At 58.4% G+C, this 22,865-nt stretch carries 25 protein-coding genes and 1 tRNA gene; 18 read left to right on the forward strand and 8 right to left on the reverse strand.

All coding sequences use genetic code 11. From position 1 onward, the window contains the following. The 8 genes from ACE3OH_RS05745 to ACE3OH_RS05780 all read left to right on the forward strand — a co-directional run. Positions 1-614: hypothetical protein (locus ACE3OH_RS05745; protein ID WP_374349424.1), on the forward strand; the 614-nt coding region annotated here is incomplete at its 5' end. Between the two features lie 62 nt (positions 615-676). Beyond that, a complete protein-coding gene (locus ACE3OH_RS05750; RefSeq protein ID WP_374349426.1) occupies positions 677-1,246 on the forward strand; it encodes a hypothetical protein in 570 nt (189 codons plus the stop codon). Between the two features lie 718 nt (positions 1,247-1,964). Continuing rightward, a complete protein-coding gene (ccoN, locus tag ACE3OH_RS05755) occupies positions 1,965-3,413 on the forward strand; it encodes a cytochrome-c oxidase, cbb3-type subunit I (RefSeq protein ID WP_374349428.1) in 1,449 nt (482 codons plus the stop codon). Positions 3,414-3,433: 20 nt separating this feature from the next. Beyond that, the gene (ccoO, locus tag ACE3OH_RS05760) at positions 3,434-4,048 is read left to right on the forward strand and encodes a cytochrome-c oxidase, cbb3-type subunit II (RefSeq protein WP_374349461.1); all 615 of its coding nucleotides are present in this window, start codon (positions 3,434-3,436) and stop codon (positions 4,046-4,048) included. 6 nt (positions 4,049-4,054) lie between these two features. After that, complete coding sequence (locus ACE3OH_RS05765) at positions 4,055-4,228, forward strand: cbb3-type cytochrome oxidase subunit 3 (RefSeq protein WP_374349429.1); 174 nt, start codon at positions 4,055-4,057, stop codon at positions 4,226-4,228. Then, the gene (gene ccoP, locus ACE3OH_RS05770) at positions 4,225-5,172 is read left to right on the forward strand and encodes a cytochrome-c oxidase, cbb3-type subunit III (RefSeq protein ID WP_374349431.1); all 948 of its coding nucleotides are present in this window, start codon (positions 4,225-4,227) and stop codon (positions 5,170-5,172) included. Before ACE3OH_RS05765 ends, ccoP begins: the two co-directional genes overlap by 4 nt. A gap of 124 nt (positions 5,173-5,296) precedes the next feature. Continuing rightward, on the forward strand, positions 5,297-6,748 hold the full coding sequence (gene ccoG, locus ACE3OH_RS05775; RefSeq protein ID WP_374349433.1) for a cytochrome c oxidase accessory protein CcoG: 1,452 nt from the start codon (positions 5,297-5,299) through the stop codon (positions 6,746-6,748). 16 nt (positions 6,749-6,764) lie between these two features. Next, positions 6,765-7,265 (forward strand): FixH family protein, encoded by a 501-nt coding sequence (locus tag ACE3OH_RS05780; RefSeq protein ID WP_374349434.1) that lies wholly within the window; start codon positions 6,765-6,767, stop codon positions 7,263-7,265. A 232-nt stretch (positions 7,266-7,497) separates the two neighbouring features. On the opposite strand, the gene ACE3OH_RS05785 is transcribed toward ACE3OH_RS05780, so the two are convergent. Further along, entirely contained in the window at positions 7,498-8,118 is a 621-nt protein-coding gene (locus tag ACE3OH_RS05785; protein ID WP_374349435.1) for a hypothetical protein, read from the reverse strand. A 10-nt stretch (positions 8,119-8,128) separates the two neighbouring features. Beyond that, a complete protein-coding gene (tsaD, locus tag ACE3OH_RS05790; RefSeq protein WP_374349436.1) occupies positions 8,129-9,142 on the reverse strand; it encodes a tRNA (adenosine(37)-N6)-threonylcarbamoyltransferase complex transferase subunit TsaD in 1,014 nt (337 codons plus the stop codon). Positions 9,143-9,604: 462 nt separating this feature from the next. Between tsaD and ACE3OH_RS05795 the strand changes: the two genes are divergently transcribed. Further along, positions 9,605-9,880, forward strand: a complete 276-nt coding sequence (locus ACE3OH_RS05795) for a hypothetical protein (protein WP_374349437.1) — start codon at positions 9,605-9,607, stop codon at positions 9,878-9,880. An 81-nt stretch (positions 9,881-9,961) separates the two neighbouring features. After that, positions 9,962-10,804: a ferritin-like domain-containing protein gene (locus ACE3OH_RS05800; protein ID WP_374349438.1), complete on the forward strand. Its 843-nt coding sequence runs from the start codon at positions 9,962-9,964 to the stop codon at positions 10,802-10,804. Here ACE3OH_RS05800 and ACE3OH_RS05805 read toward each other — a convergent pair. After that, positions 10,797-11,936 (reverse strand): acyltransferase, encoded by a 1,140-nt coding sequence (locus tag ACE3OH_RS05805; RefSeq protein WP_374349440.1) that lies wholly within the window; start codon positions 11,934-11,936, stop codon positions 10,797-10,799. The genes ACE3OH_RS05800 and ACE3OH_RS05805 overlap by 8 nt on opposite strands. A gap of 142 nt (positions 11,937-12,078) precedes the next feature. On the opposite strand from ACE3OH_RS05805, the gene ACE3OH_RS05810 reads away from it, so the two are divergent. Then, positions 12,079-12,939 carry a LytTR family DNA-binding domain-containing protein gene (locus ACE3OH_RS05810; protein WP_374349441.1) on the forward strand — a complete coding sequence of 287 codons (861 nt, stop codon included), beginning with the start codon at positions 12,079-12,081 and terminating at the stop codon, positions 12,937-12,939. A gap of 143 nt (positions 12,940-13,082) precedes the next feature. Beyond that, positions 13,083-14,603, forward strand: a complete 1,521-nt coding sequence (locus tag ACE3OH_RS05815; protein ID WP_374349443.1) for a fumarate hydratase — start codon at positions 13,083-13,085, stop codon at positions 14,601-14,603. 62 nt (positions 14,604-14,665) lie between these two features. Here ACE3OH_RS05815 and ACE3OH_RS05820 read toward each other — a convergent pair whose 3' ends face one another. Next, entirely contained in the window at positions 14,666-15,274 is a 609-nt protein-coding gene (locus tag ACE3OH_RS05820; protein WP_374349445.1) for a hypothetical protein, read from the reverse strand. A gap of 178 nt (positions 15,275-15,452) precedes the next feature. Continuing rightward, positions 15,453-15,528 (reverse strand) — tRNA-Asn (locus ACE3OH_RS05825). A 79-nt stretch (positions 15,529-15,607) separates the two neighbouring features. On the opposite strand from ACE3OH_RS05825, the gene ACE3OH_RS05830 reads away from it, so the two are divergent. From ACE3OH_RS05830 to ACE3OH_RS05840, 3 genes are all read left to right on the forward strand, one after another. Further along, the gene (locus ACE3OH_RS05830; protein WP_374349446.1) at positions 15,608-16,864 is read left to right on the forward strand and encodes a hypothetical protein; all 1,257 of its coding nucleotides are present in this window, start codon (positions 15,608-15,610) and stop codon (positions 16,862-16,864) included. Positions 16,865-16,938: 74 nt separating this feature from the next. Continuing rightward, positions 16,939-17,952: a folate-binding protein YgfZ gene (locus ACE3OH_RS05835; protein ID WP_374349448.1), complete on the forward strand. Its 1,014-nt coding sequence runs from the start codon at positions 16,939-16,941 to the stop codon at positions 17,950-17,952. A gap of 148 nt (positions 17,953-18,100) precedes the next feature. After that, the gene (locus ACE3OH_RS05840; protein WP_374349450.1) at positions 18,101-18,496 is read left to right on the forward strand and encodes a hypothetical protein; all 396 of its coding nucleotides are present in this window, start codon (positions 18,101-18,103) and stop codon (positions 18,494-18,496) included. 80 nt (positions 18,497-18,576) lie between these two features. On the opposite strand, the gene ACE3OH_RS05845 is transcribed toward ACE3OH_RS05840, so the two are convergent. Together ACE3OH_RS05845 and ACE3OH_RS05850 are read right to left on the reverse strand one after the other, a co-directional pair. Further along, positions 18,577-18,921 (reverse strand): hypothetical protein, encoded by a 345-nt coding sequence (locus ACE3OH_RS05845; RefSeq protein ID WP_374349451.1) that lies wholly within the window; start codon positions 18,919-18,921, stop codon positions 18,577-18,579. A 128-nt stretch (positions 18,922-19,049) separates the two neighbouring features. Continuing rightward, the gene (locus tag ACE3OH_RS05850; RefSeq protein ID WP_374349454.1) at positions 19,050-19,694 is read right to left on the reverse strand and encodes a YceH family protein; all 645 of its coding nucleotides are present in this window, start codon (positions 19,692-19,694) and stop codon (positions 19,050-19,052) included. A gap of 126 nt (positions 19,695-19,820) precedes the next feature. Between ACE3OH_RS05850 and ACE3OH_RS05855 the strand changes: the two genes are divergently transcribed. Further along, positions 19,821-20,189 carry a hypothetical protein gene (locus tag ACE3OH_RS05855; protein WP_374349456.1) on the forward strand — a complete coding sequence of 123 codons (369 nt, stop codon included), beginning with the start codon at positions 19,821-19,823 and terminating at the stop codon, positions 20,187-20,189. A gap of 402 nt (positions 20,190-20,591) precedes the next feature. Here the strand turns inward: ACE3OH_RS05855 and ACE3OH_RS05860 are convergent, their stop codons facing one another. After that, positions 20,592-21,863 carry an HD-GYP domain-containing protein gene (locus ACE3OH_RS05860; RefSeq protein WP_374349458.1) on the reverse strand — a complete coding sequence of 424 codons (1,272 nt, stop codon included), beginning with the start codon at positions 21,861-21,863 and terminating at the stop codon, positions 20,592-20,594. 90 nt (positions 21,864-21,953) lie between these two features. Between ACE3OH_RS05860 and ACE3OH_RS05865 the strand changes: the two genes are divergently transcribed. Together ACE3OH_RS05865 and ACE3OH_RS05870 are read left to right on the forward strand one after the other, a co-directional pair. Further along, the gene (locus ACE3OH_RS05865; RefSeq protein WP_374349460.1) at positions 21,954-22,520 is read left to right on the forward strand and encodes a DUF1415 domain-containing protein; all 567 of its coding nucleotides are present in this window, start codon (positions 21,954-21,956) and stop codon (positions 22,518-22,520) included. A gap of 201 nt (positions 22,521-22,721) precedes the next feature. Continuing rightward, positions 22,722-22,865: cold-shock protein (locus ACE3OH_RS05870; protein ID WP_374349463.1), on the forward strand; the 144-nt coding region annotated here is incomplete at its 3' end.

Below are 22,865 nucleotides of genomic sequence, written 5' to 3' on the forward strand. Positions count from 1 at the left end.
GATCTTTGGTTAGTGTATTTTTCGTGATTCTGCTAGTTCTGTTTTCTGGTTGTAAAAAGGCAAGTCCGGATAACTTGTCGCCTCAGCAATTGGTGAAAAGATACGGTAGTAAGATTGTTGCTGAGTACCATCTTCCAAAGGACGAAGTGGTCAAATATGTAAAGGCAGGTAAGAGTCTGGATGGGGCTAGTATATCCACGTTTCCAGGTGAGTTGTATCTCCCCTCTTTGTTAGTGAGCAAGGATGAGGTGCTAAGATTTGCTATAAGAATTAATGCGCGTGTTCGTGAGGATGAACCATATAGACTCTCCTTCGTTTCGTTCTTGGGTGGTAAAGGACTGTTTGGGCCCGGTTTGTTACCACAAGATGGACGTAAAGATCAATCTTTGGAGTTCACTTTGGTTGGTCAGCCGGTCCGTATGCGCAAGGCTGGCGAGATTCAGCCGCAACTTGATTTGTCTACGTTTGAAAATATGAGTATTGACTCCCTAGATGTCTACCTAGTTTCTGGCGAGGAGTCGGGTGCAAATTGGCGCTGGCTGGCTTGGTTCTTGCCACCATTTTCGATGATTATCTTGCTGATAAGGCACATAAATCGTCGCTGGGGAGGGTGAGTGTTTTGTGAAGTGGTGGGTGGGTAGGTAAGTGAGTTTGCGTGAATTTAGTGAGGGAGTGTATGGATTATCAGAGTTTTGGTGTTAAAGCGCTGCTTGTTGTTGGTCTCTTGGTTGGTGCTGCTTGGTTTGGAATTGCCAAGCATGTGACGAAATCGGACAAAATGCCCGAGCCGGAGATTATGGAGTATATGAAGCGCGGCACTGATAGTGTCAATTCGTCAGCTAATCGTGATGTGAATGATTGGTTGCACATCGAAAAAGCTCAGTTCGGATCGCATTGGTTTGGCTTTGTTTTAACGGTAAATGCTGAGAAAATGCCAAGTGAGTGTGAGCCTGATCAGTTTGGCTTGCCGAAAGGCTGTATTAATGCGAGTGTTTTTGGCAAGTATTATTGTCAGTTTGAGGATTTTAGAAAGCTTCCTTCTGCCAGTATAATGAACGAGATAGAAGTGAGTTATGAGTTAAATTTCGATGAAGGCAACGGTGGCGAGGCACCATCCAATGCTTCTGCCCCATCCGATGCGTCGCCAAGTGAAAAGAATGAGCTTGCATTGCCACCCAGGGCGCCAAAGCGTCATTACACAGGCGGGTTCAACTTTAGGTCATGCGAAAGCTTGAAACGAGCCTAGTGGTGACTCAGCCAGCATGCTCAATGAGCGAATCCGCATGGCAGGTACTGTTTCGCGTCTCATAGAATCAAAGGGCCGGTGCCTGAGAAATCTGCACCGGTTTTTTGTTGCCTCGGCTCCGAGTGCCCAGGCTTTTGCCTACTTTGCTTTGCGAAGCAAGAATAAGTAGGGCGCCTGCTGGGCGCCCTGCACCAAAACAAACCGCGCCGTAGGCGCAGCAAACCAATACACCACATTCAGCGCAAAGCGCAGCACTCCAATCTCACCCTACATCAGCATGGCGCCCAACGGCTTCGCATACCCGGGCCCGGAATATCGCTTGGCCAAGGCCCATTTGAGCAGTGTTCTTGGGTAAGCTACCTACGGGTTTTCCCTGAATTTCAAGGGAGTAAGGCGTCTTTGCCACTGTTTGCGCGGCTTTCCGAGCAATTGCTCCAGTGACGAAGGGTAGTAGATTGCGCTAATATGCTGCGTTGCAGCAGGCTGGCAGCTGGCGCGCATGGTCCGCGCCGGTATCTATTCCAGCCGCTTCCGGCGGTAATTCTCACCCGCTTGACCCATATCAAGAAGGCGATGTTCCAGCCTCGATACCCTTGCTGTCCTAGACTGCCAAGGTATCGAAACTGGCTGCGTGCAGCCGGTTTGACGGGCACGGAATGAGCGGGATCGACCCTCTCGTCCATCGTTCTGGATTTTGTAGCGCTATTCGGAGACATCCATGCAAGCCAACCCAGTGTCTGTGCCCCATAGCGGGTCGGAGACGTATAACTACCGCGTCGTGCGGCAGTTCAGCATCATGACGGTGGTGTGGGGCATCGTGGGCATGCTGGTCGGTGTGATCATTGCCGCCCAGATGGCCTGGCCCGAGCTCAATATCGGCCCCTACTTCCATTTCGGTCGCTTGCGGCCGCTGCATACCAATGCGGTGATCTTCGCATTCGGTGGCTGCGCGCTGTTTGCCACTTCCTACTATGTGGTGCAGCGTACCTCCGGTGTGCGCTTGATCTCGGACAAGCTCGCGGCCTTTACCTTCTGGGGCTGGCAGCTGGTGATCGTGCTGGCAGCCATCACCTTGCCGCTGGGTTTTACCACCGGTAAGGAATATGCCGAGCTGGAATGGCCGATCGACTTGCTGATCACCGTGGTGTGGGTGGCTTATGCGATCGTGTTCTTCGGCACCATTGCCAAGCGCAAGATCAAGCATATCTATGTGGCCAACTGGTTCTACGGTGCGTTCATCCTGGCGGTGGCCTTGCTGCATATCGTCAACAGCATCGAGGTGCCGGTCACCTTCTGGCATTCCTATTCGGCCTATGCCGGCGCTGTGGATGCCATGGTGCAATGGTGGTATGGCCATAATGCGGTAGGTTTCTTCCTGACCGCCGCCTTCCTCGGCATGATGTATTACTTCGTGCCCAAGCAGGCTGGTCGCCCGGTGTATTCCTATCGTTTGTCGGTGGTGCACTTCTGGGCGCTGATCTTCACCTATATGTGGGCCGGCCCGCACCACCTGCACTACACCGCCTTGCCGGACTGGACACAGAGCCTCGGTATGGTGTTCTCGCTGGTGCTGCTGGCGCCGAGCTGGGGCGGCATGATCAACGGCATCATGACCCTGTCGGGTGCCTGGCATAAGCTGCGCACCGATCCGATCCTCAAGTTCCTGATCACCTCGCTGTCGTTCTATGGCATGTCGACCTTCGAAGGCCCGATGATGTCGATCAAGACGGTGAATGCGCTGAGCCATTACACCGACTGGACCATCGGCCACGTGCATTCCGGTGCCTTGGGCTGGGTGGCGATGATCTCCATCGGCTCGATCTACTACCTGGTGCCGCGCCTGTTTGGTCGCGAGAAGATGTATTCGATCAAGCTGATCGACACCCATTTCTGGATGTCGACGGTGGGCGTGGTGCTGTATATCGCCGCGATGTGGGCAGCCGGCGTCACCCAGGGTCTGATGTGGCGCGCCACCAATGCCGATGGCACGCTGACTTATGCCTTTATCGATAGCGTGAAGGCCAGCCATCCCTATTTCGTCATTCGTCTGATCGGTGGTGCCTTGTATCTGAGCGGCATGTTCGTGATGGCTTACAACGTGGCCAAGACGGTGATGCAGGGCAAGGCGGTTGATGCGCCGATCCCGGCAACGGCCGCTGCGCACTGAGGACAAGGAAGACTGCCATGATGGAAAAAATCCAGAAACTGATCGAAGAACACGTCGCCTATCTGATCATCTTTACCGTAATGGTGATCAGCGTGGCCGGCCTGGTGGAAATCGTGCCGCTGATGTTCTCCAAATCGACCACCCAGCCGATTCCGGGTGTGAAGCCTTACACCGCACTGCAACTGGCTGGCCGCGATGTGTATATCCGCGAAGGCTGCTATCTGTGTCACTCGCAGATGATCCGTCCGTTCCGCGCCGAGACCGAGCGCTATGGCCACTATTCGGTCGCTGGTGAATCGGTATACGACCATCCCTTCCAGTGGGGCTCCAAGCGTACCGGCCCCGATCTGGCACGGGTCGGCGGCCGTTACTCGGACGAATGGCATCGCGTGCATATGAACAACCCGCGCGATGTGGTGCCCGAGTCGATCATGCCTGCCTTCCCCTGGCTGGCTACCAATAAGGTCGATGCGGCTATTGTGCCCAAGGAAATGGCTGCCCTGCGCAAGGTGGGCGTGCCGTATACCGATGAAGAAATCAAGAATGCCAGCCAGGAAGTGGATGGCAAGACCGAGATGGATGCACTGATTGCCTATCTGCAAGGTCTGGGTCGTGCCCTGGGTACCATGAGGTAAGCCGCCATGGAAATGAGCAATCTGTTTCGCATCATCACCACGGTAGCCGGTTTTATCTGCTTCCTGGCCATTGCCCTGTGGGCCTATGGCCGCCCGGCGCGCGCCGGTTTCGAGGAGGCTGCGATGCAGCCCATCGCCGATAACGACACACCGGCGATGGATCTGGGAGAAAAGCAATGAGTGATTTTGTCAGCGATTTCTGGGGCTATTACATTGCCGGCATCGTCATTGCCGGTATCGCGTGGCTGGCCTATGTGCTGTATACCCAGAGCCATCTGAAGGTACCCAAGGGTCAGAAGGTCGAGACCATGGGCCATGTCTGGGATGAGGACCTGCAGGAGTACAACAATCCGCTGCCCAAGTGGTGGATGATGATGTTCTACATCACCCTGGCCTTTGCTGTCGGCTATCTGGTGCTGTATCCAGGGCTGGGCGCATTTGCTGGTACCAAGCACTGGAGCACCGCCGGCCAGTACAAGGACGAAGTGGCAAAGAAGGATGCCGAGGTCCAGCCGCTATACGACAAGTATATGAAGGTGGATGTGGCAACCCTGTCCAAGGACCCGGCAGCGCATAAGTCCGGCCAGAGCCTGTTCCTTACCTACTGTGTGCAGTGCCATGGCTCGGATGCACGCGGCGCCAAGGGTTTCCCGAACCTGACCGACGATGATTGGCTGTACGGCGGCACGCCCGAGAAGATCGTTGAAACCCTCAACGGTGGCCGCGCTGGCCAGATGCCGGCCTTTGGTGCTGCCTTCGGTGAAGAGAAGGTCACCGATGTCGCCAACTATGTGCTGAAGATTGCCGGCCGCAAGGCAGGTGATGGTCCTGGTGATTTCGACCCGCAGCGGGCCACTCGCGGTGAAGCGACCTTCAAGCAGGTGTGCGTCGCTTGCCACCAGGCCGACGGCAAAGGCAGCCAGACCATCGGTGCGCCGAACCTGACCGACAAGGTCTGGCTGTATGGCGGCTCCAAGGCCACCATCATCGAGACCATCACCAACGGTCGCGGCAACCGCATGCCGGCGTGGAAAGAGGCATTGGGCGAGGGCAAGGTGCACTTGCTGGCGGCCTATGTCTACGGCTTGTCGCGCAATCCGGAAACGGCTGACCGCAAGGAATAAGCTTGCTCTGCGGGCTGGACAGCAAAGCGCTACCGGTAGCTCCGGTAGCGCTTTTGCGATGTCTGGCGCGGTAGATGATTTCCGTCAGTGACGGCACTGACGAAAACCATTTCCGAAGTTGATCATGTCGCAAAAATTCAAAAACATACCGATCAAGGTAATTCCCAGTGAACCGGAAGAGCCGGTCGAGATGGAATCGGTTGCGCTGTATGCCAGTGCCAAAAAGGTCTATCCGCGCTGGGTGACAGGCCGATTTACCCAGTGGCGCTGGTTCTGGCTGGTGGCGACCCAGCTGTTCTTCTATGGCGTGCCGTGGTTGAAGCTGCATGACCGGCAATTGATGTTGTTCGATCTGATCAACCGGAAGTTCTATATCTTCGGCTTTGTGTTCCTGCCGCAGGATTTCGTCTACCTGACCGGTTTGCTGCTGATGAGTGCGCTGGGTCTGTTTGTCTGGACCTCGATCGGCGGGCGGCTGTGGTGCGGCTATTCCTGCCCGCAAACCGTCTACACCGAAATCTTTTTATGGGTGGAAAAATGGGTTGAGGGCGACCGGCTGGCGCGGATGAAGCTCGACAATGGCCCGATGGATTTTCGCCGGCTGCGCATCAAATACACCAAGCATGCGATCTGGATTGCCATCTCGCTGTGGACCGGCTTTACCTTTGTCGGCTATTTCACCCCGATCCACCAACTGGCCGCCAAGGTGGTCAGCTTCGATACCGGCCCTTGGGAAACCTTCTGGATTCTGTTTTATGGCTTAGCCACCTATGGCAATGCCGGCTGGATGCGCGAGCAGGTATGCAAATACATGTGCCCGTATGCGCGCTTCCAGAGCGCGATGTTCGACCCGGATACGCTGATCATCAGCTACGACGCGGAGCGTGGTGAGCCACGCGGCAGCCGCAAGAAGGGCGATGACTACAAGGCGCTGGGCAAGGGTGATTGCATCGATTGCACCCTGTGCGTGCAGGTCTGTCCGGTCGGTATCGACATCCGCGATGGCCTGCAGTACGAGTGCATTGCCTGCGGCGCCTGTATCGATGCCTGCGACAGCATCATGGACAAGATGGGCTATCCGCGCGGCCTGGTGCGCTATACCACCGAAAACGCGCTGGCCCACAAATACCCGGAATCGCAGATCCGCAAACATATCCTGCGGCCGCGTGTGGTGATGTATTCACTGGTGCTGGCGGTGGTGATCGGCGTAGTGACCTGGTCGTTGCTGCACAAGGTGCCAGTCACGGTGGGTATTGCCCGAGACCGCAATGTGATGGTGCGCGAAACCGATGAAGGCTTGCTGGAAAACAGCTACCGTCTGCAAATCCAGAATACCGACGAAAAGCCGCATCGCTTCACTATTGCGGTGCACGGCATGAACGATATGCGCGTGTTGACCGACCATGGCAAGGAAGTCGAAATTCCCGCCAATGGCGAAGCTCTGGTGGCAGTACGGGTGCAGGTGGAGCCGCAAAATGCCACGCGCGGCTCGAAGAAGTTCTGGTTCGATGTGGTCTCAGTGGATGATCCGCGTCTGAAGGTGTCGGAGAAGGCCAGTTTCATTGGCCGCAAATAATCGAGGGAATGGATTCATGAGTAATGCGCAAGCGGCAGGCTGGCAAAAGCAGCCGATTCTGTGGCTGTTTATCGGCTTGCTGGTGGTGACCGTGCTGGCCTGTATCTGGTTGTTCTGGATCGCCGCCAAAACCAACGACGGTTTGGTCAGCGATCACTATTACGAAGACGGCAAGGCGATCTCCCAGGAGGTCAAGCAGGACCAGTTGGCGGCCTCGCTGGGTTTGAGCGCGCAGATCATGATCGGCAATGATGGCCAAGCGGTACATGTGTTGATGATGCCGACCACCCAGCAGCCGGATGTCCTGAAGCTGCGATTCGCCCATCCAACCCGCTCGGGCAAGGATCAGCAAGTGCAAATGCGTCGCGACGGCAGTGGCATGTATGTGGCGCAGCTGCCGGAAAAGCTGGCGGCACAGCGCTGGCTGATGCAGATCGAGGCGCAAGGCTGGCGCTTGCAGTCGGAAGCGATTGTCGGGCCCGGCGGCGCCGTGATCGCACGGCCGATGGTGCGCTGACCGGGCTGCCGGTTACGCCAAAGCTTGTAGAGGCGGCTTTGATGTCATGGCACCCGCACGCCGGCTGTGGGTGAACTGCCATCGTCGTGATTCTGCGCCAGCCCATCATGCAGGAGCACCATCGGCCTAGGCACGATTGCCTCAGGGAGGCCGATGTCAGGCTAGGGCAACACACGGAAGCCACCGCGCTGGCGGGTGTGGCCTGGCTGTCGCAGCCGGACCGCGTCTACCGCTAGAAATCGTAAGTACGGCAACCGATATAGCTCTTACCCTCGCCGGCATCGCTGACGATGATGGCATCCGGGCCCGGATCGTGTAGGTGGGGCCGTCGGGTGAACAGCATCCCGACTATGGCGGGTTGGTCGTACAGCTCGGGGGGGGGCGGCGTGGCGCCACCCCGGGCCACCAAGGTTTCAGGGGCTACGGCGAGCTTGACCAGGAAGTGCGAGCCGCTATCGCCTTCAAAGCGGATTTCCTCGACCTGGCTATCGAATACCTTGAGTTCGCGCGTGATGGCCCAGTGATCATCGGGCGTGCCCTCCGGTTCCAGATTGGCGGCAATACCGAACTTGCGGATCTTGCGCAGCGTGGCCTTGTCTTGCACCTGGGCCATGAAATCTGACTCGCAGCGCACATTCTTGTCGACCCAGCGGCCAAAGCTGGCCCAGTCGCTGATCTTCACCTCCTCAACCACGGGCGGTTTGGCCATATAGGCTGGCACCAGCACATTCTCGGCAATCCACATTTGCGCTTCGAATGGCAGGCGCTCGCGCCATGTCCAGGTCGCCAGGGCTGCGGCAAGCAGCAGGAATGCCGGGGCGAAGATCAGCAGCGCAAGCCGTTTCCTTGCCATGCGCAAATACTCAGGCAGCCGGCAGGCCGGCCAGGTCCCAACGCGGTTTTACGCCGAACGCGCCGGCGACACGCGCATGCTGCAGACGCTGCGCGCCGGCAAACGCAATCATCGCGCCATTGTCGGTGCATAGTTCCAGCGGCGGGTAAAACACTTTGAGCTTGCGCTTGAGCGCCATCGCATCGAGCCCGGCCCGTAGCTGACGGTTGGCGCCGACGCCACCGGCCACCACCAGCTGCTTCATGCCAGTCTGCTTGAGCGCATTCCAGCATTTCACCGTCAGCACCTCCACCATGGCGGCCTGGAAAGCCGCGCAGATATCGGCGCGGGTGGCATCGTCGAGCGTCGCCTGCTTTTTGGCCAGGGTCAGAACGGCCGTTTTCAGGCCGGCGAAACTGAAGTCCAGGTCGCCCGAATGCAGCATCGGCCGGGGCAGGGTAAAGCGGCTGGCGTCGCCGCTGTCGGCCAGGCGCGATAGGGCCGGGCCGCCCGGATAGCCAAGGCCAAGCAGCTTGGCCGTCTTGTCGAAGGCTTCGCCAGCCGCGTCGTCCAAGGTTTCGCCGAGCAACTCATAGCGGCCTACGCCATGCACCGCCATCAGCTGGGTATGGCCGCCCGACACCAGCAGCGCCACAAAGGGAAAGGCCGGCGCCGGTTTTGCCAGCAGCGGGGACAGCAAATGACCTTCCAGATGGTGCACACCGATTACCGGCTTGCCCAGCGCCACCCCGAGGCCATTAGCCACGGCTGCAGCGGTGAGCAGGGCGCCAGCAAGGCCCGGACCTTCGGTAAAGGCAATGGCATCGATATCTTGCAAGGTCTTGCCGGCCTCGGCCAGGCAACCTTCGGTCAGGGGCAACACGCGGCGGATATGGTCACGCGAGGCCAGCTCCGGCACCACGCCGCCATATTCGGCATGCATCGCCATCTGGGTGTGCAGACGATGGGCGAGCAAGCCGGCCTCGCTGTCGTACAGCGCAACACCGGTTTCATCGCAGGAAGATTCAAGGCCAAGAACAAGCATGGGGAGCAGACAGATCAGCAAAGACCGTCATTGTAGTGGGGCAGGGCGAGGCGGGAAATGCTGATCGCTTCGCGGTGATCAATCGGATGGTGTGACGGCCTAGGCTCTGTTGACGTTTTGCCGACGGTCGCGCCGGGTCGAGTTTCGCGGTAAATCAAGGCGGAACGAGTGCGGCATAACAGGTTATGTAAGCGAATGACAACGCGGAGTTACCGCGAAACTCGGCGCGGCCCTGTGGGTTTCGCCGGAAAGCCGCCAGGCGCTGTGTTGTTGCGCACTGAGGTAGATCACTACCTTGCGTGCACAACGCCTTGCGCTTGACGGTTTTCCGACGAAACGCGATCCGCCGGCAAAACGTCAACAGAGCCTAGATGCAGCTGCTGGTTCAGTCGCCCGGTCAGCTGTGCGACCATTACGCCTTTGCGCGGCCAAGCCCGGCTGCCTGCTGACTGAGGAAAGATCATGACCGAGGTGTTCTTTCGCCATACCGATGGCGGCTACTACCGACTGGTGAGTTTCGGCCGTTCGGCCGATAGCGGTGGCGATATCGCCATTTACCAGCATCTGTGGCCGTTCGATGCCAGCTGGTGGTCGCGTGACAAGGCCGAGTTCCTGGCGCGCTTCAGCCCGGTGAGCGAGTCCGAGTTGGCGGCTGCCATGGCGGTCGATCGACTTGCCGCCCAGGCTGGCGTCAATGCTGCGAAGGCAGCGCGCCGAGCGGCGGCTGGCAAGGCCTGATGCAAGTGATGTGGGCGTTGTGGGGTGCAGGACCCGGAAGCGGCTGTTATCAGCGCCGCTGGCTCAAGAGCAAAAGACCCCATGGCTGATTCATTTAACAACCTGTTCACCGCGACAGGCGAAGCGCTCGCCAGCGCTGATCCACCAGGCAAGGCCGCGCTGGCCGAGTCGCTATGGCGTGACTGGCAGGCCGGCAGGCTTGTGCCTGGCGAGCCGCTGGCTGCGCCGGCCCAGCCCGGCCGGCCGCAGCGCCCGGTCCTGATCGCGCCGACCGAGGTGCCGCGGCGCCGGCTGGGCAGCGTGGAAGGCCGGGCGGCCTTGATTCACGCCATCTGCCATATCGAATTCAATGCGATCAATCTGGCGCTCGATGCAGTCTTGCGCTTCCCGGTCATGCCGGCCGCCTATCAGGGCGACTGGTTGCGGGTGGCGGCAGAGGAAGCTGGCCACTATCGGCTGCTGGCCGACCATCTGGCGAGCTTGGGCTTTGCCTATGGTGACTTCCCGGCGCATAACGGCTTGTGGGAAATGGCCGAAAAAACCGCAGGCGATGTGCTGGCCAGAATGGCGATGGTGCCGCGCCTTCTGGAGGCGCGCGGCCTCGATGTGACGCCCGGCATGCAGGCGCGCTTGCTGGCGGCGGGTGATGCACGGGCGGCGGCGATACTCGACATCATCTTTCGCGACGAAGTGGGCCATGTGGCGGTGGGCAATCATTGGTTTCGCTGGCTGTGCAGCGAGCGCCAGCTGGAGCCGATTGCCACGTTTCGCCAGATGCTGGGTGCATTCGACGCGCCGCGGCAGCTGGGCGAACTCAATACCGAGGCACGTTTGCGCGCAGGCTTTGAGCTGGCCGAGCTGGTGGTATTGCAGGACTATGCCAGCGAGGGGAGAGCCTCGCGCACTGGCCGCCACGTCAATTGACTGCAGCCCTGCCGTGCAAGCATTTGTCCGCGGTGGCTGCCTTGGCGGTCTGCCAGACGGCAGCCATGGCATAGCTCAGCAGCGTAGCCAGCAGGCCACTGGCGACGGTAAGCGCCAGCGGCCCGAGCGCGCTGCGTTCGAGGGCGCGTTGCACCGCAACCAGAATCGGCAGATGAAGTACATAGACCATAAAGGCGTGGCGGGACATGAAACGCGATACTGGCCCCATCTGATTCATGTGTTGGCGAAACAGGTATATCAGCCCGACGCACATTGCCACGCACAGCAGTGATTCCCATGCGCACCAAGGCAGGCCTTGCAAGAGGCCGGGGAGTTCCGGCATATCGACCCAGTACAGCTGGTAGGTGTAGCGATAGGCCACCAATGCGATGGCCAGCGCCAGCCACAGGCGGCCAATGGCCGGTGTGAGCAAGTCAAGCCAGCGCTTTGCAGCAGCGATGATGCCGATAAGGAACAGGCTCATATATTGCGGCAGGTGGGCCACTTCCGCCGGCACGCCGATATTTACCCAGCGATCGATCGGAAACCACAGACGCACGACCGTGCTGACGAGTGCCAGCGCCAGTGCATACAGCAGCAGGGCAAGATTCACTGGCACGGCACCAAGCTTCGTCGGCTGAAGGGTGCTTGCTTTGAAGAAATGGCGATACAGCGCAAATGCTGTGGCATAAACCAATAAATGCCCGAGAAACCATAAATGCGCCCAGGTAAATGGCAACAAGCTTTCCTGCCAAGGCAATCCTTGCTTGAAATGACGAATCAATGGCAGGAATAACAACGAAAAAACCATTACCGGAATGCCGAATTGGCGAAATCGATCAGTCAGGAATGCGGCCACTCCTTTGCGCTGATAAGCTGCATCGATAAAGTACCCCGATATCAGGAAAAACAGCCCCATGAAAAACGAGGCATTGATATGGAAAAACGCACCGAGCAGGGCCAGTTTTTCCGCATGATGAATTGGCCATTCTCCGCCGGTGGGGCCATAGGGTTGGCCGGCATGGTGGAAGATCACCAGCAGGGTCAGCATGACTTTCAGTTGGTCGAGAAAGGCGAGGCGCTGGCTGTCCGTCGACCGCCCCGAAAACATCATATGGCTTGGCTGTTGCATCTTTGCTCCCCATTCCGTCACAAGGTGGCTCCAGTCTGCAGTGCCGGCGTAGCTGCAGGCCAAGAAATGTGATGGCTTGATGGCCCCCTGTGACTAGTGGTGGTATACCGTGACCAGTTTCTACCTGCTGTGAACCTGCGACATGAACCAAAACACCCATAGTCTGCTGGCGCGTTACCAACCGTGGCGCAAGGTGGTTGAGCCTGGCTTCTGGATCGGGTTTTTCTGCCTGCAGGCAGTGATGAATAGCTGGACGGTCTGGCTGGATCTCGGTCGCAGCGGGCAGATACACCCGTACTGGCAGCCGGCGGTATGGGAATGGAGCAGCAATCTGGTATTGCTGGGCTTGATGCCGGTATTGCTTCGATTCGAGCGGCAATTCCCGTTGCAGATTGCCCATATTCGGCGGAATTTACCGTGGCATCTTGCGGCGACAATTATTTTCTGCTTGCTGCATGTCGGGCTGATGGTATTACTGCGCAAGCTGGCCTATTACAGCCAGGGAGAGAGCTATCAATTCGGCTTGAGTGGCCGCGAGTTATGTTACGAATATTTGAAAGATGTCCGGGCCTATTTCGCCTTGCTGCTGGTGGTGAATTTCTATCGCCTGGTATTGCTGCGCTGGCAAGGTGAAGCCAGCTTATTGGCTGAGCCGGACGAAGGCCCGGCGGTGGAGCCGATCGAGCGCCCCGAGCGCTTTCTGGTGCGCAAACTCGGCAAGGAATTCCTGCTGCCGGCGCTTGAGATCGAGTGCATCCAGGCCTGGGGCAACTATGTCAATTTGCGCGTGCGCGCACACGACTACCCCTTGCGCGCCACAATGGCGGCGATCGAACAACGTCTCGACCCGAAACGCTTTGTCCGGGTACACCGCAGTCATATCGTCAACCTCGATTTCGTGGCCGAGATCGAGCCGCTGGAGTCGGGCGATGCCAGGGTCAAGCTGCATAGTGGCCAGTATGTGCCGGTAAGCCGCCGTTACCGCGATGCGCTGCGTGCCTGAGATACACCGGGCCGGGCAGCTGATCGGGCTTCATTGCCACGGCTTCCGGCGCGGGCGGCATTCGGCGACCGCCCGTTTGCCCGGGATTCGCCGGGCATCTGCTAAAATCGAACGTTTCCCGTCGCTATCTTCCGGAGCCCGCCATGACCGTGATCCGCCAGCAGGATTTCATCGACAGCATTGCCGATGCCCTGCAATACATTTCCTACTACCACCCCAAGGACTATATCGATGCCCTGGGTCGTGCTTATGAGCTGGAACAGGGGCCGGCTGCCAAGGATGCGATTGCGCAGATCCTGACCAATAGCCGCATGTGCGCCGAGGGTCATCGGCCGATTTGCCAGGACACCGGCATCGTCTGCGCCTTTGTCAAAATCGGTATGGGGGTGCAGTGGGATGGCGCCACCATGGGCATTGACGAGATGGTCAATGAAGGAACGCGCCGTGCCTATATGCATGCCGACAACAAGCTGCGTGCGTCGGTGTTGGCCGACCCGGCCGGCAAGCGCCTCAATACCCGCGATAACACACCGGCGGTTACTCATGTGGAACTGGTGCCGGGCAATACGGTGGAAGTGCATATCGCGGCCAAGGGCGGTGGCTCGGAAAACAAATCGAAATTCGTGATGCTTAACCCATCTGATTCCATCGTCGATTGGGTGATCAAGACTGTGCCCCTGATGGGCGCTGGCTGGTGCCCGCCCGGCATGCTTGGCATCGGTATCGGCGGCACCGCCGAAAAGGCGATGCTGCTGGCCAAGCGCTCGCTGATGGATCCGATCGACATCCAGGAGCTGATGCAGCGTGGTCCATCCAACCGGATCGAAGAGCTGCGGCTGGAATTGTTTGAAAAGGTGAATGCCCTCGGTATCGGCGCGCAGGGCTTGGGTGGTCTCGCCACTGTGCTGGACGTGAAGATCTATGACTATCCGACCCATGCCGCCAGCTTGCCGGTAGCAATGATCCCGAACTGCGCAGCGACACGCCATGTGCATTTCGAACTGGATGGCAGCGGCCCGGCCCAGCTGGAAGCACCAAAGCTGGAAGACTGGCCCGATGTGACCTGGCAGGCTTCGCCCAGCGCACGCCGGGTAGACCTGAACACGGTTACCCGCGAGCAGGTCGCCAGCTGGCAGCCCGGTGAGACTCTGCTACTCAATGGCAAGCTGCTGACCGGCCGCGATGCCGCACACAAGCGCATGGTGGAAATGCTCAATAAGGGCGAGGCCTTGCCGGTGGACTTTGCCAATCGCTTTATCTATTACGTCGGCCCGGTTGATCCGGTGCGTGATGAGGTGGTTGGCCCGGCCGGCCCGACCACCGCTACCCGCATGGACAAATTCACCGAGCAGGTACTGGCGCAAACCGGCTTGCTCGGCATGGTGGGCAAGGCCGAGCGCGGTCCGGTGGCGATCGATGCGATCAAGAAGCACCAGTCGGTGTACCTGATGGCCGTAGGCGGCGCAGCCTATCTGGTGTCCAAGGCGATCAAGGGCTCGCGTGTGGTGGGCTTTGCTGATTTGGGCATGGAAGCCATCTACGAATTCGATGTGGTCGATATGCCGGTAACGGTGGCGGTGGATTCGCTGGGTAGCTCGGTGCACAAGACTGGTCCTGCCGAGTGGCAGGCGCGAATCGGCAAGATTCCGCTGGTCAGCCAGTAAGCAAGGTAGATACGACAAAGCCCGCCATTTGGCGGGCTTTGTCTTTTGATCTGGCTATGCGTTCAGCCTGGCGATTTGGCCGGGGTTTTCTCGCCGGACTTGGCCTTGCTATTCATCGCATCGATAGCTTCTTTGAGATTCAGGCATTTCAGGTCGGCCTTGCTGTTTACCGCGCTGCCCTTTTGCGTATCGCAGTCCTGGTTGCCGAATTTGAGTTTGGTCGCCGCGCTGGCTTCTGCCTTGCCTTTTTCGCCTTTGCCACTGCTCGACGCCTCGAGGCTGGTCTTGATGTCGGCCAGCACTTTCTCCATGGTTTCCCGCGCGGTTTTGGCTTGAGCCAGTTCTTCCTTCTGCTTGTCTATCGCCTCTTGCTGATGCGTCACTGTCTCTTTTAATTCTTCCAGCTCTTTTTCATGAGCCTTTTTTTCTGCATCGAGTTTGGCTATCTGCCCGCGTGCTTGCTTGAGCTGGGTAGTGAGATTCTGCTCCACCAGGTGATTGCGCTTGCTGGCAACGGCAAAGCCCATCACGAGACCGAGAATGCCGATCAGCACAACCAGTAGCAGAATCACGCCAAGAATCACCGGTGAAACGCCCCCGCCGCCACGCACCAGAATGATTACCCGTTTCAGCAGAGGGAGCTTGGCGACTTGTTCATTTGACGTTGTCATGCGATCCTCTGACAATTCAGGGTTAGGCTATGCTGGTTTGTAGTTCCTGTAGGGGCGGTCGTCAAACAGACGAACGGTAATCAATGTGACGAATGGGGTGATCAGGTTGCGAGCAAACAACGAAAAAGCAAAAAGCCGCAGCAACTTTGCAGTTGCTGCGGCTTTCGCTGAAATTCGGTGGCTCCCCGACCTGGACTCGAACCAGGGACCTGCGGATTAACAGTCCGTCGCTCTACCGACTGAGCTATCAGGGAACCGAACAAGCCGCTATATTAGCGAGGTCCCCGGATCGTGTCAACACCCCCGTGTAAATTCTTTTTGTAAGAGGCTTGGATGAGTGCGTTAAAGAAGTGGTTGTTCGTGTTGGCGGGCTTGATTGCCGTACTGGCTGTCTTGCCCTTGGTGCTGCCCTACGATCGGGTGCTGCCCGATGTGGAGAAGGCGATGACGGCGCGCCTCGATATTGCGGCGCATGTCGGCAATATCGGTTTCAGCTACAGCCCCAAGCCCCAGCTGGTGCTGGAGCAAGTCACCCTGGGCAAGGATGGTGAGGCCAGCATCGGCAAAGTGATCATTCCGATCAGCCTGAGTAATCTGCTGCAGTTCCGTCATTCGCTGAGCAATGTGGTGCTCGACTCGGTACAGCTCAAGCAAGAGTTTGCGATATCGCTGCCCGGGCGGCTCAAGCCAAATCCCGACGGGCGCGATATCCGGTTTGCCTCGCTGCGCCTGGAGAATGTCAATGTGTCCATGAAGAACGGGGCCATCGGTCCGCTGTCTGCGGTAGTGACATTGAATACGGATGGCACTTTCAAAGATGTGACCATTTCCGACAAGGATGGTCGCGCCGAGCTCAATATCAAGCCCAAGGCCGACAAGTTTGCGCTGGAATTCTCCGCCAAGAACTGGGTGCTGCCCGGTAATTACGAAGCGCGCTTCGATCAGGTGACGATGCGCGGCATGGCCGGTCCGGAAGGCATCGCCATTGACTACGTAAATGGCTTTATTTTCGGTGCCGCTGCGGTAGGGCAGGCGCAGCTCGACTGGCAAAACGGCTGGAAGCTGACGGGTACGCTGGAGACCAAGGGGATGCAAGTCGAGCCGCTGATCATGCTGGCAAGCGCCAACACCCGCTCAACCGGGCGGATGGCTGCCAATGTTCGCTTCGAGTACGCGGGCGATGGCTATGAAACCCTGTTCAAGCAGCCGCGCATCGAAATGCAATTTCTGATCAGTGACGGAAATCTGCACAATTTTGATCTGGTGACGCCGCTAAAGTCGCAAAGCCCGTCGATTACCCAGCGCGGTGGGCAGACGCGATTCGAGACTTTCAGCGGACTGGCGATCCTCGACGGCAGCGCGTTGGCATTGAGCAAGCTCCAGCTCAATGGTGGAAAATTCTCGGCTTCGGGAAACCTGAATGTCGACGACAAGCAGGGTTTGAGTGGTCATATCAACGCCCGCCTCAGTGCCGGTGCCCTGGTGGTCAATGCTCCGCTGACCATCGCTGGCAAGCTTGATGCGCCGGAGATCCGCTCCGGTGGCGCCTACAAGCCAGGTGGCGACAATGGCACCACCCGTATCTTCTGATTGTCGACAGAGGGTAAACTGATGCAGCGCCGGCTTTTGCCGGCGTTGCCTTTTTTGCAGGAGAGCATACGCATATGGAAAGCACGAGCTGGTTGGCGTTTCTCAAGACACAGGGTGCGCGCATCGATGAAGCAGGTTTGGCGCAGTTTGATGGCGGGGCGGAGGCGGATGTTGCGCTGACTCCCTTGCTGCAATTCGGATTATTGCGGTTTTCGGGCGAGGACACCGAGTCCTTCCTGCATGGACAGCTGTCGAGCGATATCAAGAACCTGCCGGTACAGGCGGCGCAGTACAGTAGTTACTCGACGCCAAAAGGGAGAATGCTGGCTAGCATGCTGGTGCAAAAGCGCGAGCAGGACATCGTGTTACAGCTGCCCGGCGACTTGCTGGCGGCAGTACAGAAGCGCCTGTCGATGTATGTGCTGCGCAGCAAGACGCGAGCCGAGAATGTCAGCGACACCTTGGTGCAGCTCGGCCTGAGTGGCCCGAATGCGTTGGCCCTGCTGCAGGGTATGCTGGCACTGGACGAGATCGCGCCGTTGACTTTGCATCCGCTCGACGGAGGCTGGCTGAGCCGATTGCCCGGTGATCGCGTACTACTGGTATTGGACAGCGAAGCTGCGCCGTCATGGTGGAGCCGGCTTGTTGCGGCCGGTGCAGTAGCGGCTTCGGCTTCGACCTGGACCCTTTCGGATATCCGCGCCGGCATCCCCTGGGTGCAGGCACAAACGCAAGAGGCATTTGTGCCGCAGATGGCCAATATGGATCTGATCGGTGCCGTCAGCTTCAAAAAAGGTTGCTATCCGGGCCAGGAGATCGTCGCGCGCACCCACTATCTGGGCAAGCTCAAGCGCCGCACCTATCGCATTCGTGCCGATGAACAACTACAGATCGGTCAATCGCTATACAGCCCCGAGATGAATGGCCAGCCATCCGGAGAGATTGCCATGGTTGCGCCTGCCGGTGCGGGCTGGGAGGCCTTGGCGGTGATCCAGACATCCAGTATCGAGCACGGTTTGCACCTTCATGACGCGCAAGGCGCCCTGGTCGAGTTGCTGGACTTGCCTTACCCGCTGCCCGCAGCCTGACTATCGCTGGATGATGCCGCGCAGGCGGCGATTTCTGCACTGTGTCGCATTGCAACGCCCCGTTACCGGGCATCTGTTTAGTCTTGTGCCATGAATGCGCCGCCAAACCTGGCGGTGCTTGGCAAAGGTCTGAACAGGGAGTGCAATGATGAGCGAAAACGAACTGGTATACGCATCCGCAGCCCCGGCACCGCAGCTTGCCGCGAAACGGTCGCATCGCTGGTTGGGCTGGGCAGCACTGGCAGTGTTGGTGTTTACCTTGCTAGGCGCGATTGCGTTTGCCCAGACCGGCCATGTGGTGATCGATGGCGTGCCGGTGCGTGGCTTTGCGGGCATAGGCGTAGGCTTTGCTGCCATATTGGCCGCCATGCTGGCAGTGTTGGTGGCAGTAGCGCTGGCGGTGGCGGCGATGGTGGGCGTGTCGCTGCTGATCTTGCTGTTGATTGCCGCTGTGTTGCTGTTGGTGGTGGTGGCGGTGTCGCCGGTGCTGTTGCCGTTTGTGCTGGCGGGCGTATTCGTTGTCTGGCTGTTTCGGCGTAAATAGGCTTTGAAGCCGGTTGTTCGCGTATTATCGCAAAAGCAAAAGGGGGCAGATATGCCCCCTTTTCATTGGTTTTGCGCATTTCAGGCTTGGCGCAAGGTGCCGAACAAGATTTCCATCTGCGTGCGGCGCCGCTCGTTCTGCAATTCTTTTTCACGCTGATTCAGCTGTGCCTCGCGCCGCGCAATTTCGGCCTCGCGTGCAGCGAGATCGGCTTGTGCGGCCATCAAGGTCGTGGAGCGCTCCATCGCCTGGCTCAAGGCCTGTTCCCAGCTCGGATTGGCATCAAGCGCGCCTTTCCCGCCTTGGGCGATATCCGTCGTCGCAAGTACCGGTGCCACGCCAGCTCGCACGATATTGCCGTAGTGCTTTTGCACCCGGTCTTGCAAGATGGTGTTGAGTTCATCGGTTTTGAAGCCGGCCAACATGTTCGTTACTCGCTATCTCAAGGGGGCCGAATGCTACCAGCCATATGCCGTCTATCGGCAAGCGGAAATGGAACTTGAGATAGTCTTGCTTTGATGCTGCCGACCTCGCTCGTGCAAACAAGGCCCGCTTAAACGCCGCCCAGTGCGGCACTGAGTCGTTCAACCATGGTTTTCAGCTCGGCCAGCTCCGTTTCCAGCTGGCTGACACGCGCTTCCAGCTGCTGTTTGTCGGCGCCGGGCGCTGCTGATGGGTCGGGCTGGCTATCCAAGGCAGGTGCGCCTGCCAACAGCTGGCACCAGCGGTTTTCCCGCGCACCGGGCTGGCGCGGCAGCTCCTGCACCAGGCTGCCATCCTGGCGAGCCGCCAGCTCATGCAAAAAGCCTTCAACGGCGGAGATATCGGCAAATTTATGCAGGCGTTCGCAGTTGATGCGCAATTCGCCCGCTGTTTGCGGGCCGCGCAGCATCAGTACGGCCAGCAGGGCAATCGACTGGCTCGGTACGCCAAGTACCCGCTCCATATTGTGGGCAAAGCGCGTGACGCGGCTGCCGCTGGTCTCGATGATCAGGCTGTATTGCTTCAGGCTGGCGAGGGCTTCCGCAATATCGGCCTCACTCGCATCCATGACCGGATCGCGGCTGGTCTTCTGGTTGCAACCGGCTTGCAGGGCGTTGAGTGACAGTGGATAGGTGTCGGGAACGGTGCGCTGTTTTTCAACCAGCACACCCAGAATCCGGGTTTCGAGCAGGGAGAGCGGCGACAGGGTGGTCATGGTGGTTCCGTTTCATCAACACGGCGCTGATTATCGCTGAAGCGGCCAGCAAAACTGTCAGCAATTTGCCATGCTGGATTTCAGGTGGGCAGATTGTTTGCACGGGCTTGGTATGGGAGATCCATCATGGCAACACAGCCAGTCGACTCGGCGCTTGATGATTCCATAGGCGCATTGCTGTATCTGTATCTCTGGCCGTTCTGGATGTTTGAGGATGTCAGCCGGGGCAATCTCTTGGAGCAAGCTGCAGCTTACCGGCATAACCGGGAAAAGCGCGGCTATTTGCCGGCCTATATCCTGAAATGGACCATTCTGTTTGCCCTGTTCATGGGCGCCATCGATCTGTTCGAGACTCTCGGTAAAACCGGGGTGTTGATCTGGCAGGTCGCGGTATTGCTGGCCGGTGTGTTTGGCATGTTTGCCAGTTGGTCGTTTGTGATCGCCATCCAGATTACGGTTGCCTATGTGTTCCTGTGCCGTTGGCGGCATTTGTAGATAGCTAGCGTTGCCGGCATGGGCTCTATGGCAAAAGCGACTGTCCGTACCACTGTAATCAAACTCAATCAGGCCGCACCGGCCAAGCCGGCACCGGGGGAGGCGTGCAATGGTTGCGGTGTATGCTGCAGCTGCGAGCGCTGTCCGCTTGGCATGCTGCTGTTCCAGCATCGGCACGGGCGTTGTGAAGCGCTGATCTGGCAAGAACAACAGCGACGCTATGCCTGCGGGTTGCTGCTGCGGCCAGTGCGGTATATCCCTTGGGTGCCGGTGCGCTATCAGCCGCTATTGCGCCGCTGGATTGCCCGCAGCATCGCAGCAGGGCGCGGATGTGATGCAGCAGTATCGGTAGAGCCGACTTAATGGGCAGCGCGCCAGCCAGCCTGGCTGCCGGGGCGTGGTTCAGCTGGCCGGCTTGCCGGGAACCGAGTCGCAGAAATAGGTCATGCGCTTGCGCGGGTTCAGGTAGTTGAATACCTGCTGTGGCAATAGCGCCGGGCGGATGCTTTTTACGATGGTCAATTCCTCTTCTTCTTCCAGATCGAGAATGATCGCCTCATGCTTGGGCACGGCCGGGTCATAGATCATCACGGTTGGCTTGAGCGGCTTGTTCGAATTCACTGCCATCACAAGGCCCAGCGCATTATTGGACAGCTGGACCAGCGAGCCGGGCGGGAACACCCCCATGCAACGAATGAAGACACCGAGCGGCTTGGCCTCGAAGCGGCCACGATACTGGGCGAACATGACCGACAGTGCCTCGTAGGGCGTGAGCGAGTCGCGCGGATTGGGGCGATTGCACAGATTGTCATAGGTGTTGACGATGGCCACCAGTTTGCTCAATGGCAAGATGCCTTCGCCACTGAGGCCATGCGGATAGCCGCTGCCGTCGACATGCTCATGGTGCTGGAACACGATGGCCAGCGCCTCAGGCCCAAGGCCGAGTTTCTTGCCGATATCGAGGCCGTATTCCACATGGCGCATCATCAGGTCCTGCTCGCTCGGGCTCAGCGAATCGGTCTTCATCAGCAGCTTTTCCGGTAATTCCACCTTGCCGATATCGTGGAACATGGCGCCTATTCCCAATTCGGTCAGCTCATCGCGCCCCAGTTGTAACTGTTTGCCGACCATCAGCCCCAGTACCGCCACATTGAGCTGATGAAAATAGGCATCTTCGCTACCCATCTTGTCATTCATCAGGTGGATGGCGATATCGCGCTCGGTCAGCATCGAGTCGACCAGGTCCTGCACCAGGGCCTTGGCTTCCTTCATGGATTCTTCCGGCCGGGCGAACAGATTGCGGGTGATCGACTTGACCGCCTTGGCGGCGCCATTGAACTTGCGCTCACACTCATTGAGCGCCATGCGGTGCTTGGCGAGCTTTTCGACGCGGGCTTTCTTGGCCGCGATGGCGGCCAGCTGGGCTTCGCTTGGGCCGGCTGCTACCGGGGCCGGCTCGGTGGGGGGTGGCAAAGGTTGTGCGTCGCCGCGCTTGGGGTCGATACGGATGCGCTCCAGCCCCAGGGCGCGCAGGGTGTCGATCTGGCCTTGGTTCTTGATCTTGAACTGGTTGAAGGTAAAGGGATGGGCGGTCCAGTCCAGCTCCAGCCGCACGTATAAACCGATGCAGAGCTGTTCGGGCCGGATATAGACGGGATCGCTGGGTTGACTCATGGCTGGCCAGGTTTGATTGCGCGCAAGGCCGACGCCCTGTGGCTCGTTTAGAATAGCAAAGTCCCAATATCCCGATGCCGAATCCTTGCCATGAGCGCCGATACCTGTAGCGACAGCACCATCATCACCGAAACCCGCAACTGGCTGGAACGTGCAGTGATAGGCCTGAACCTCTGCCCGTTTGCCAAATCGGTGTATGTCAAGAACCAGGTGCGACTGGTTGTCAGCCAGGCGCGGCATCTGGATAGCCTGCTTGATGATCTGGATCGCGAGCTGGATCTGCTGGTGAGCAGCAGTGCGGATGACATCGATACCACCTTGCTGATTCACCCCTATGTGTTGACCGATTTTCTCGATTACAACGATTTTCTCGATGTGGCCGATGGGGTGGTGGCCGAGCATGAGCTGGAAGGCATTATCCAGATTGCCAGCTTTCATCCGGACTATCAGTTCGAGGATACCGAGCCCGATGACATCAGCAATTACAGCAACCGCGCGCCGTATCCCACTTTGCACTTGTTGCGGGAAGCCAGCCTGGATCGGGCGGTGGCGGCATTTCCCGAGGCGGAAAGCATCTATCTGCGCAATATCGAGACCTTGCAGCGCCTCGGGTTGGCAGGCTGGCGGCGAGTAATGGCAGGCGATGCGGGCGAGTAAACACGGGCCTTCCGGCCCCAGCTTGCCCGAGCTTGCGCTGAAATGCTTTGCCTTGGGCCGATTTATCCTGTACAAAGCTGGTCGCTGGCAGTTCAAGTCGTAGGTTCCAGGCAGTTCCCGTACCGTTGCGGTATTCCGAGGCGCCCTTCCTTTGTTTGATCGTCCGCATTCTTTTTTTACTTTCCAACAAGGAAATTCATCATGGCAACCGGTACCGTAAAGTGGTTCAACGACGCTAAGGGCTTCGGCTTCATTACTCCTGACGAAGGCGGCGACGACCTGTTCGCGCACTTCTCGCAAATTCAATCGAACGGTTTCAAGTCGCTGCAAGAAAACCAGAAGGTT

The sequence above is a fragment of the Chitinimonas sp. genome (assembly GCF_041904975.1).
Lineage (GTDB): Bacteria > Pseudomonadota > Gammaproteobacteria > Burkholderiales > Chitinimonadaceae > Chitinimonas.

Bases quoted from the DNA above. Each gene is read 5' to 3' on its own strand.
- ACE3OH_RS05750 (WP_374349426.1), top strand. From the start codon at position 677: ATGGATTATCAGAGTTTTGGTGTTAAAGCGCTGCTTGTTGTTGGTCTC.
- ccoN (WP_374349428.1), top strand. From the start codon at position 1,965: ATGCAAGCCAACCCAGTGTCTGTGCCCCATAGCGGGTCGGAGACGTAT.
- ccoO (WP_374349461.1), top strand. From the start codon at position 3,434: ATGGAAAAAATCCAGAAACTGATCGAAGAACACGTCGCCTATCTGATC.
- ACE3OH_RS05765 (WP_374349429.1), top strand. From the start codon at position 4,055: ATGGAAATGAGCAATCTGTTTCGCATCATCACCACGGTAGCCGGTTTT.
- ccoP (WP_374349431.1), top strand. From the start codon at position 4,225: ATGAGTGATTTTGTCAGCGATTTCTGGGGCTATTACATTGCCGGCATC.
- ccoG (WP_374349433.1), top strand. From the start codon at position 5,297: ATGTCGCAAAAATTCAAAAACATACCGATCAAGGTAATTCCCAGTGAA.
- ACE3OH_RS05780 (WP_374349434.1), top strand. From the start codon at position 6,765: ATGAGTAATGCGCAAGCGGCAGGCTGGCAAAAGCAGCCGATTCTGTGG.
- ACE3OH_RS05785 (WP_374349435.1), bottom strand. From the start codon at position 8,118: ATGGCAAGGAAACGGCTTGCGCTGCTGATCTTCGCCCCGGCATTCCTG.
- tsaD (WP_374349436.1), bottom strand. From the start codon at position 9,142: ATGCTTGTTCTTGGCCTTGAATCTTCCTGCGATGAAACCGGTGTTGCG.
- ACE3OH_RS05795 (WP_374349437.1), top strand. From the start codon at position 9,605: ATGACCGAGGTGTTCTTTCGCCATACCGATGGCGGCTACTACCGACTG.
- ACE3OH_RS05800 (WP_374349438.1), top strand. From the start codon at position 9,962: ATGGCTGATTCATTTAACAACCTGTTCACCGCGACAGGCGAAGCGCTC.
- ACE3OH_RS05805 (WP_374349440.1), bottom strand. From the start codon at position 11,936: ATGCAACAGCCAAGCCATATGATGTTTTCGGGGCGGTCGACGGACAGC.
- ACE3OH_RS05810 (WP_374349441.1), top strand. From the start codon at position 12,079: ATGAACCAAAACACCCATAGTCTGCTGGCGCGTTACCAACCGTGGCGC.
- ACE3OH_RS05815 (WP_374349443.1), top strand. From the start codon at position 13,083: ATGACCGTGATCCGCCAGCAGGATTTCATCGACAGCATTGCCGATGCC.
- ACE3OH_RS05820 (WP_374349445.1), bottom strand. From the start codon at position 15,274: ATGACAACGTCAAATGAACAAGTCGCCAAGCTCCCTCTGCTGAAACGG.
- ACE3OH_RS05830 (WP_374349446.1), top strand. From the start codon at position 15,608: ATGAGTGCGTTAAAGAAGTGGTTGTTCGTGTTGGCGGGCTTGATTGCC.
- ACE3OH_RS05835 (WP_374349448.1), top strand. From the start codon at position 16,939: ATGGAAAGCACGAGCTGGTTGGCGTTTCTCAAGACACAGGGTGCGCGC.
- ACE3OH_RS05840 (WP_374349450.1), top strand. From the start codon at position 18,101: ATGAGCGAAAACGAACTGGTATACGCATCCGCAGCCCCGGCACCGCAG.
- ACE3OH_RS05845 (WP_374349451.1), bottom strand. From the start codon at position 18,921: ATGTTGGCCGGCTTCAAAACCGATGAACTCAACACCATCTTGCAAGAC.
- ACE3OH_RS05850 (WP_374349454.1), bottom strand. From the start codon at position 19,694: ATGACCACCCTGTCGCCGCTCTCCCTGCTCGAAACCCGGATTCTGGGT.
- ACE3OH_RS05855 (WP_374349456.1), top strand. From the start codon at position 19,821: ATGGCAACACAGCCAGTCGACTCGGCGCTTGATGATTCCATAGGCGCA.
- ACE3OH_RS05860 (WP_374349458.1), bottom strand. From the start codon at position 21,863: ATGAGTCAACCCAGCGATCCCGTCTATATCCGGCCCGAACAGCTCTGC.
- ACE3OH_RS05865 (WP_374349460.1), top strand. From the start codon at position 21,954: ATGAGCGCCGATACCTGTAGCGACAGCACCATCATCACCGAAACCCGC.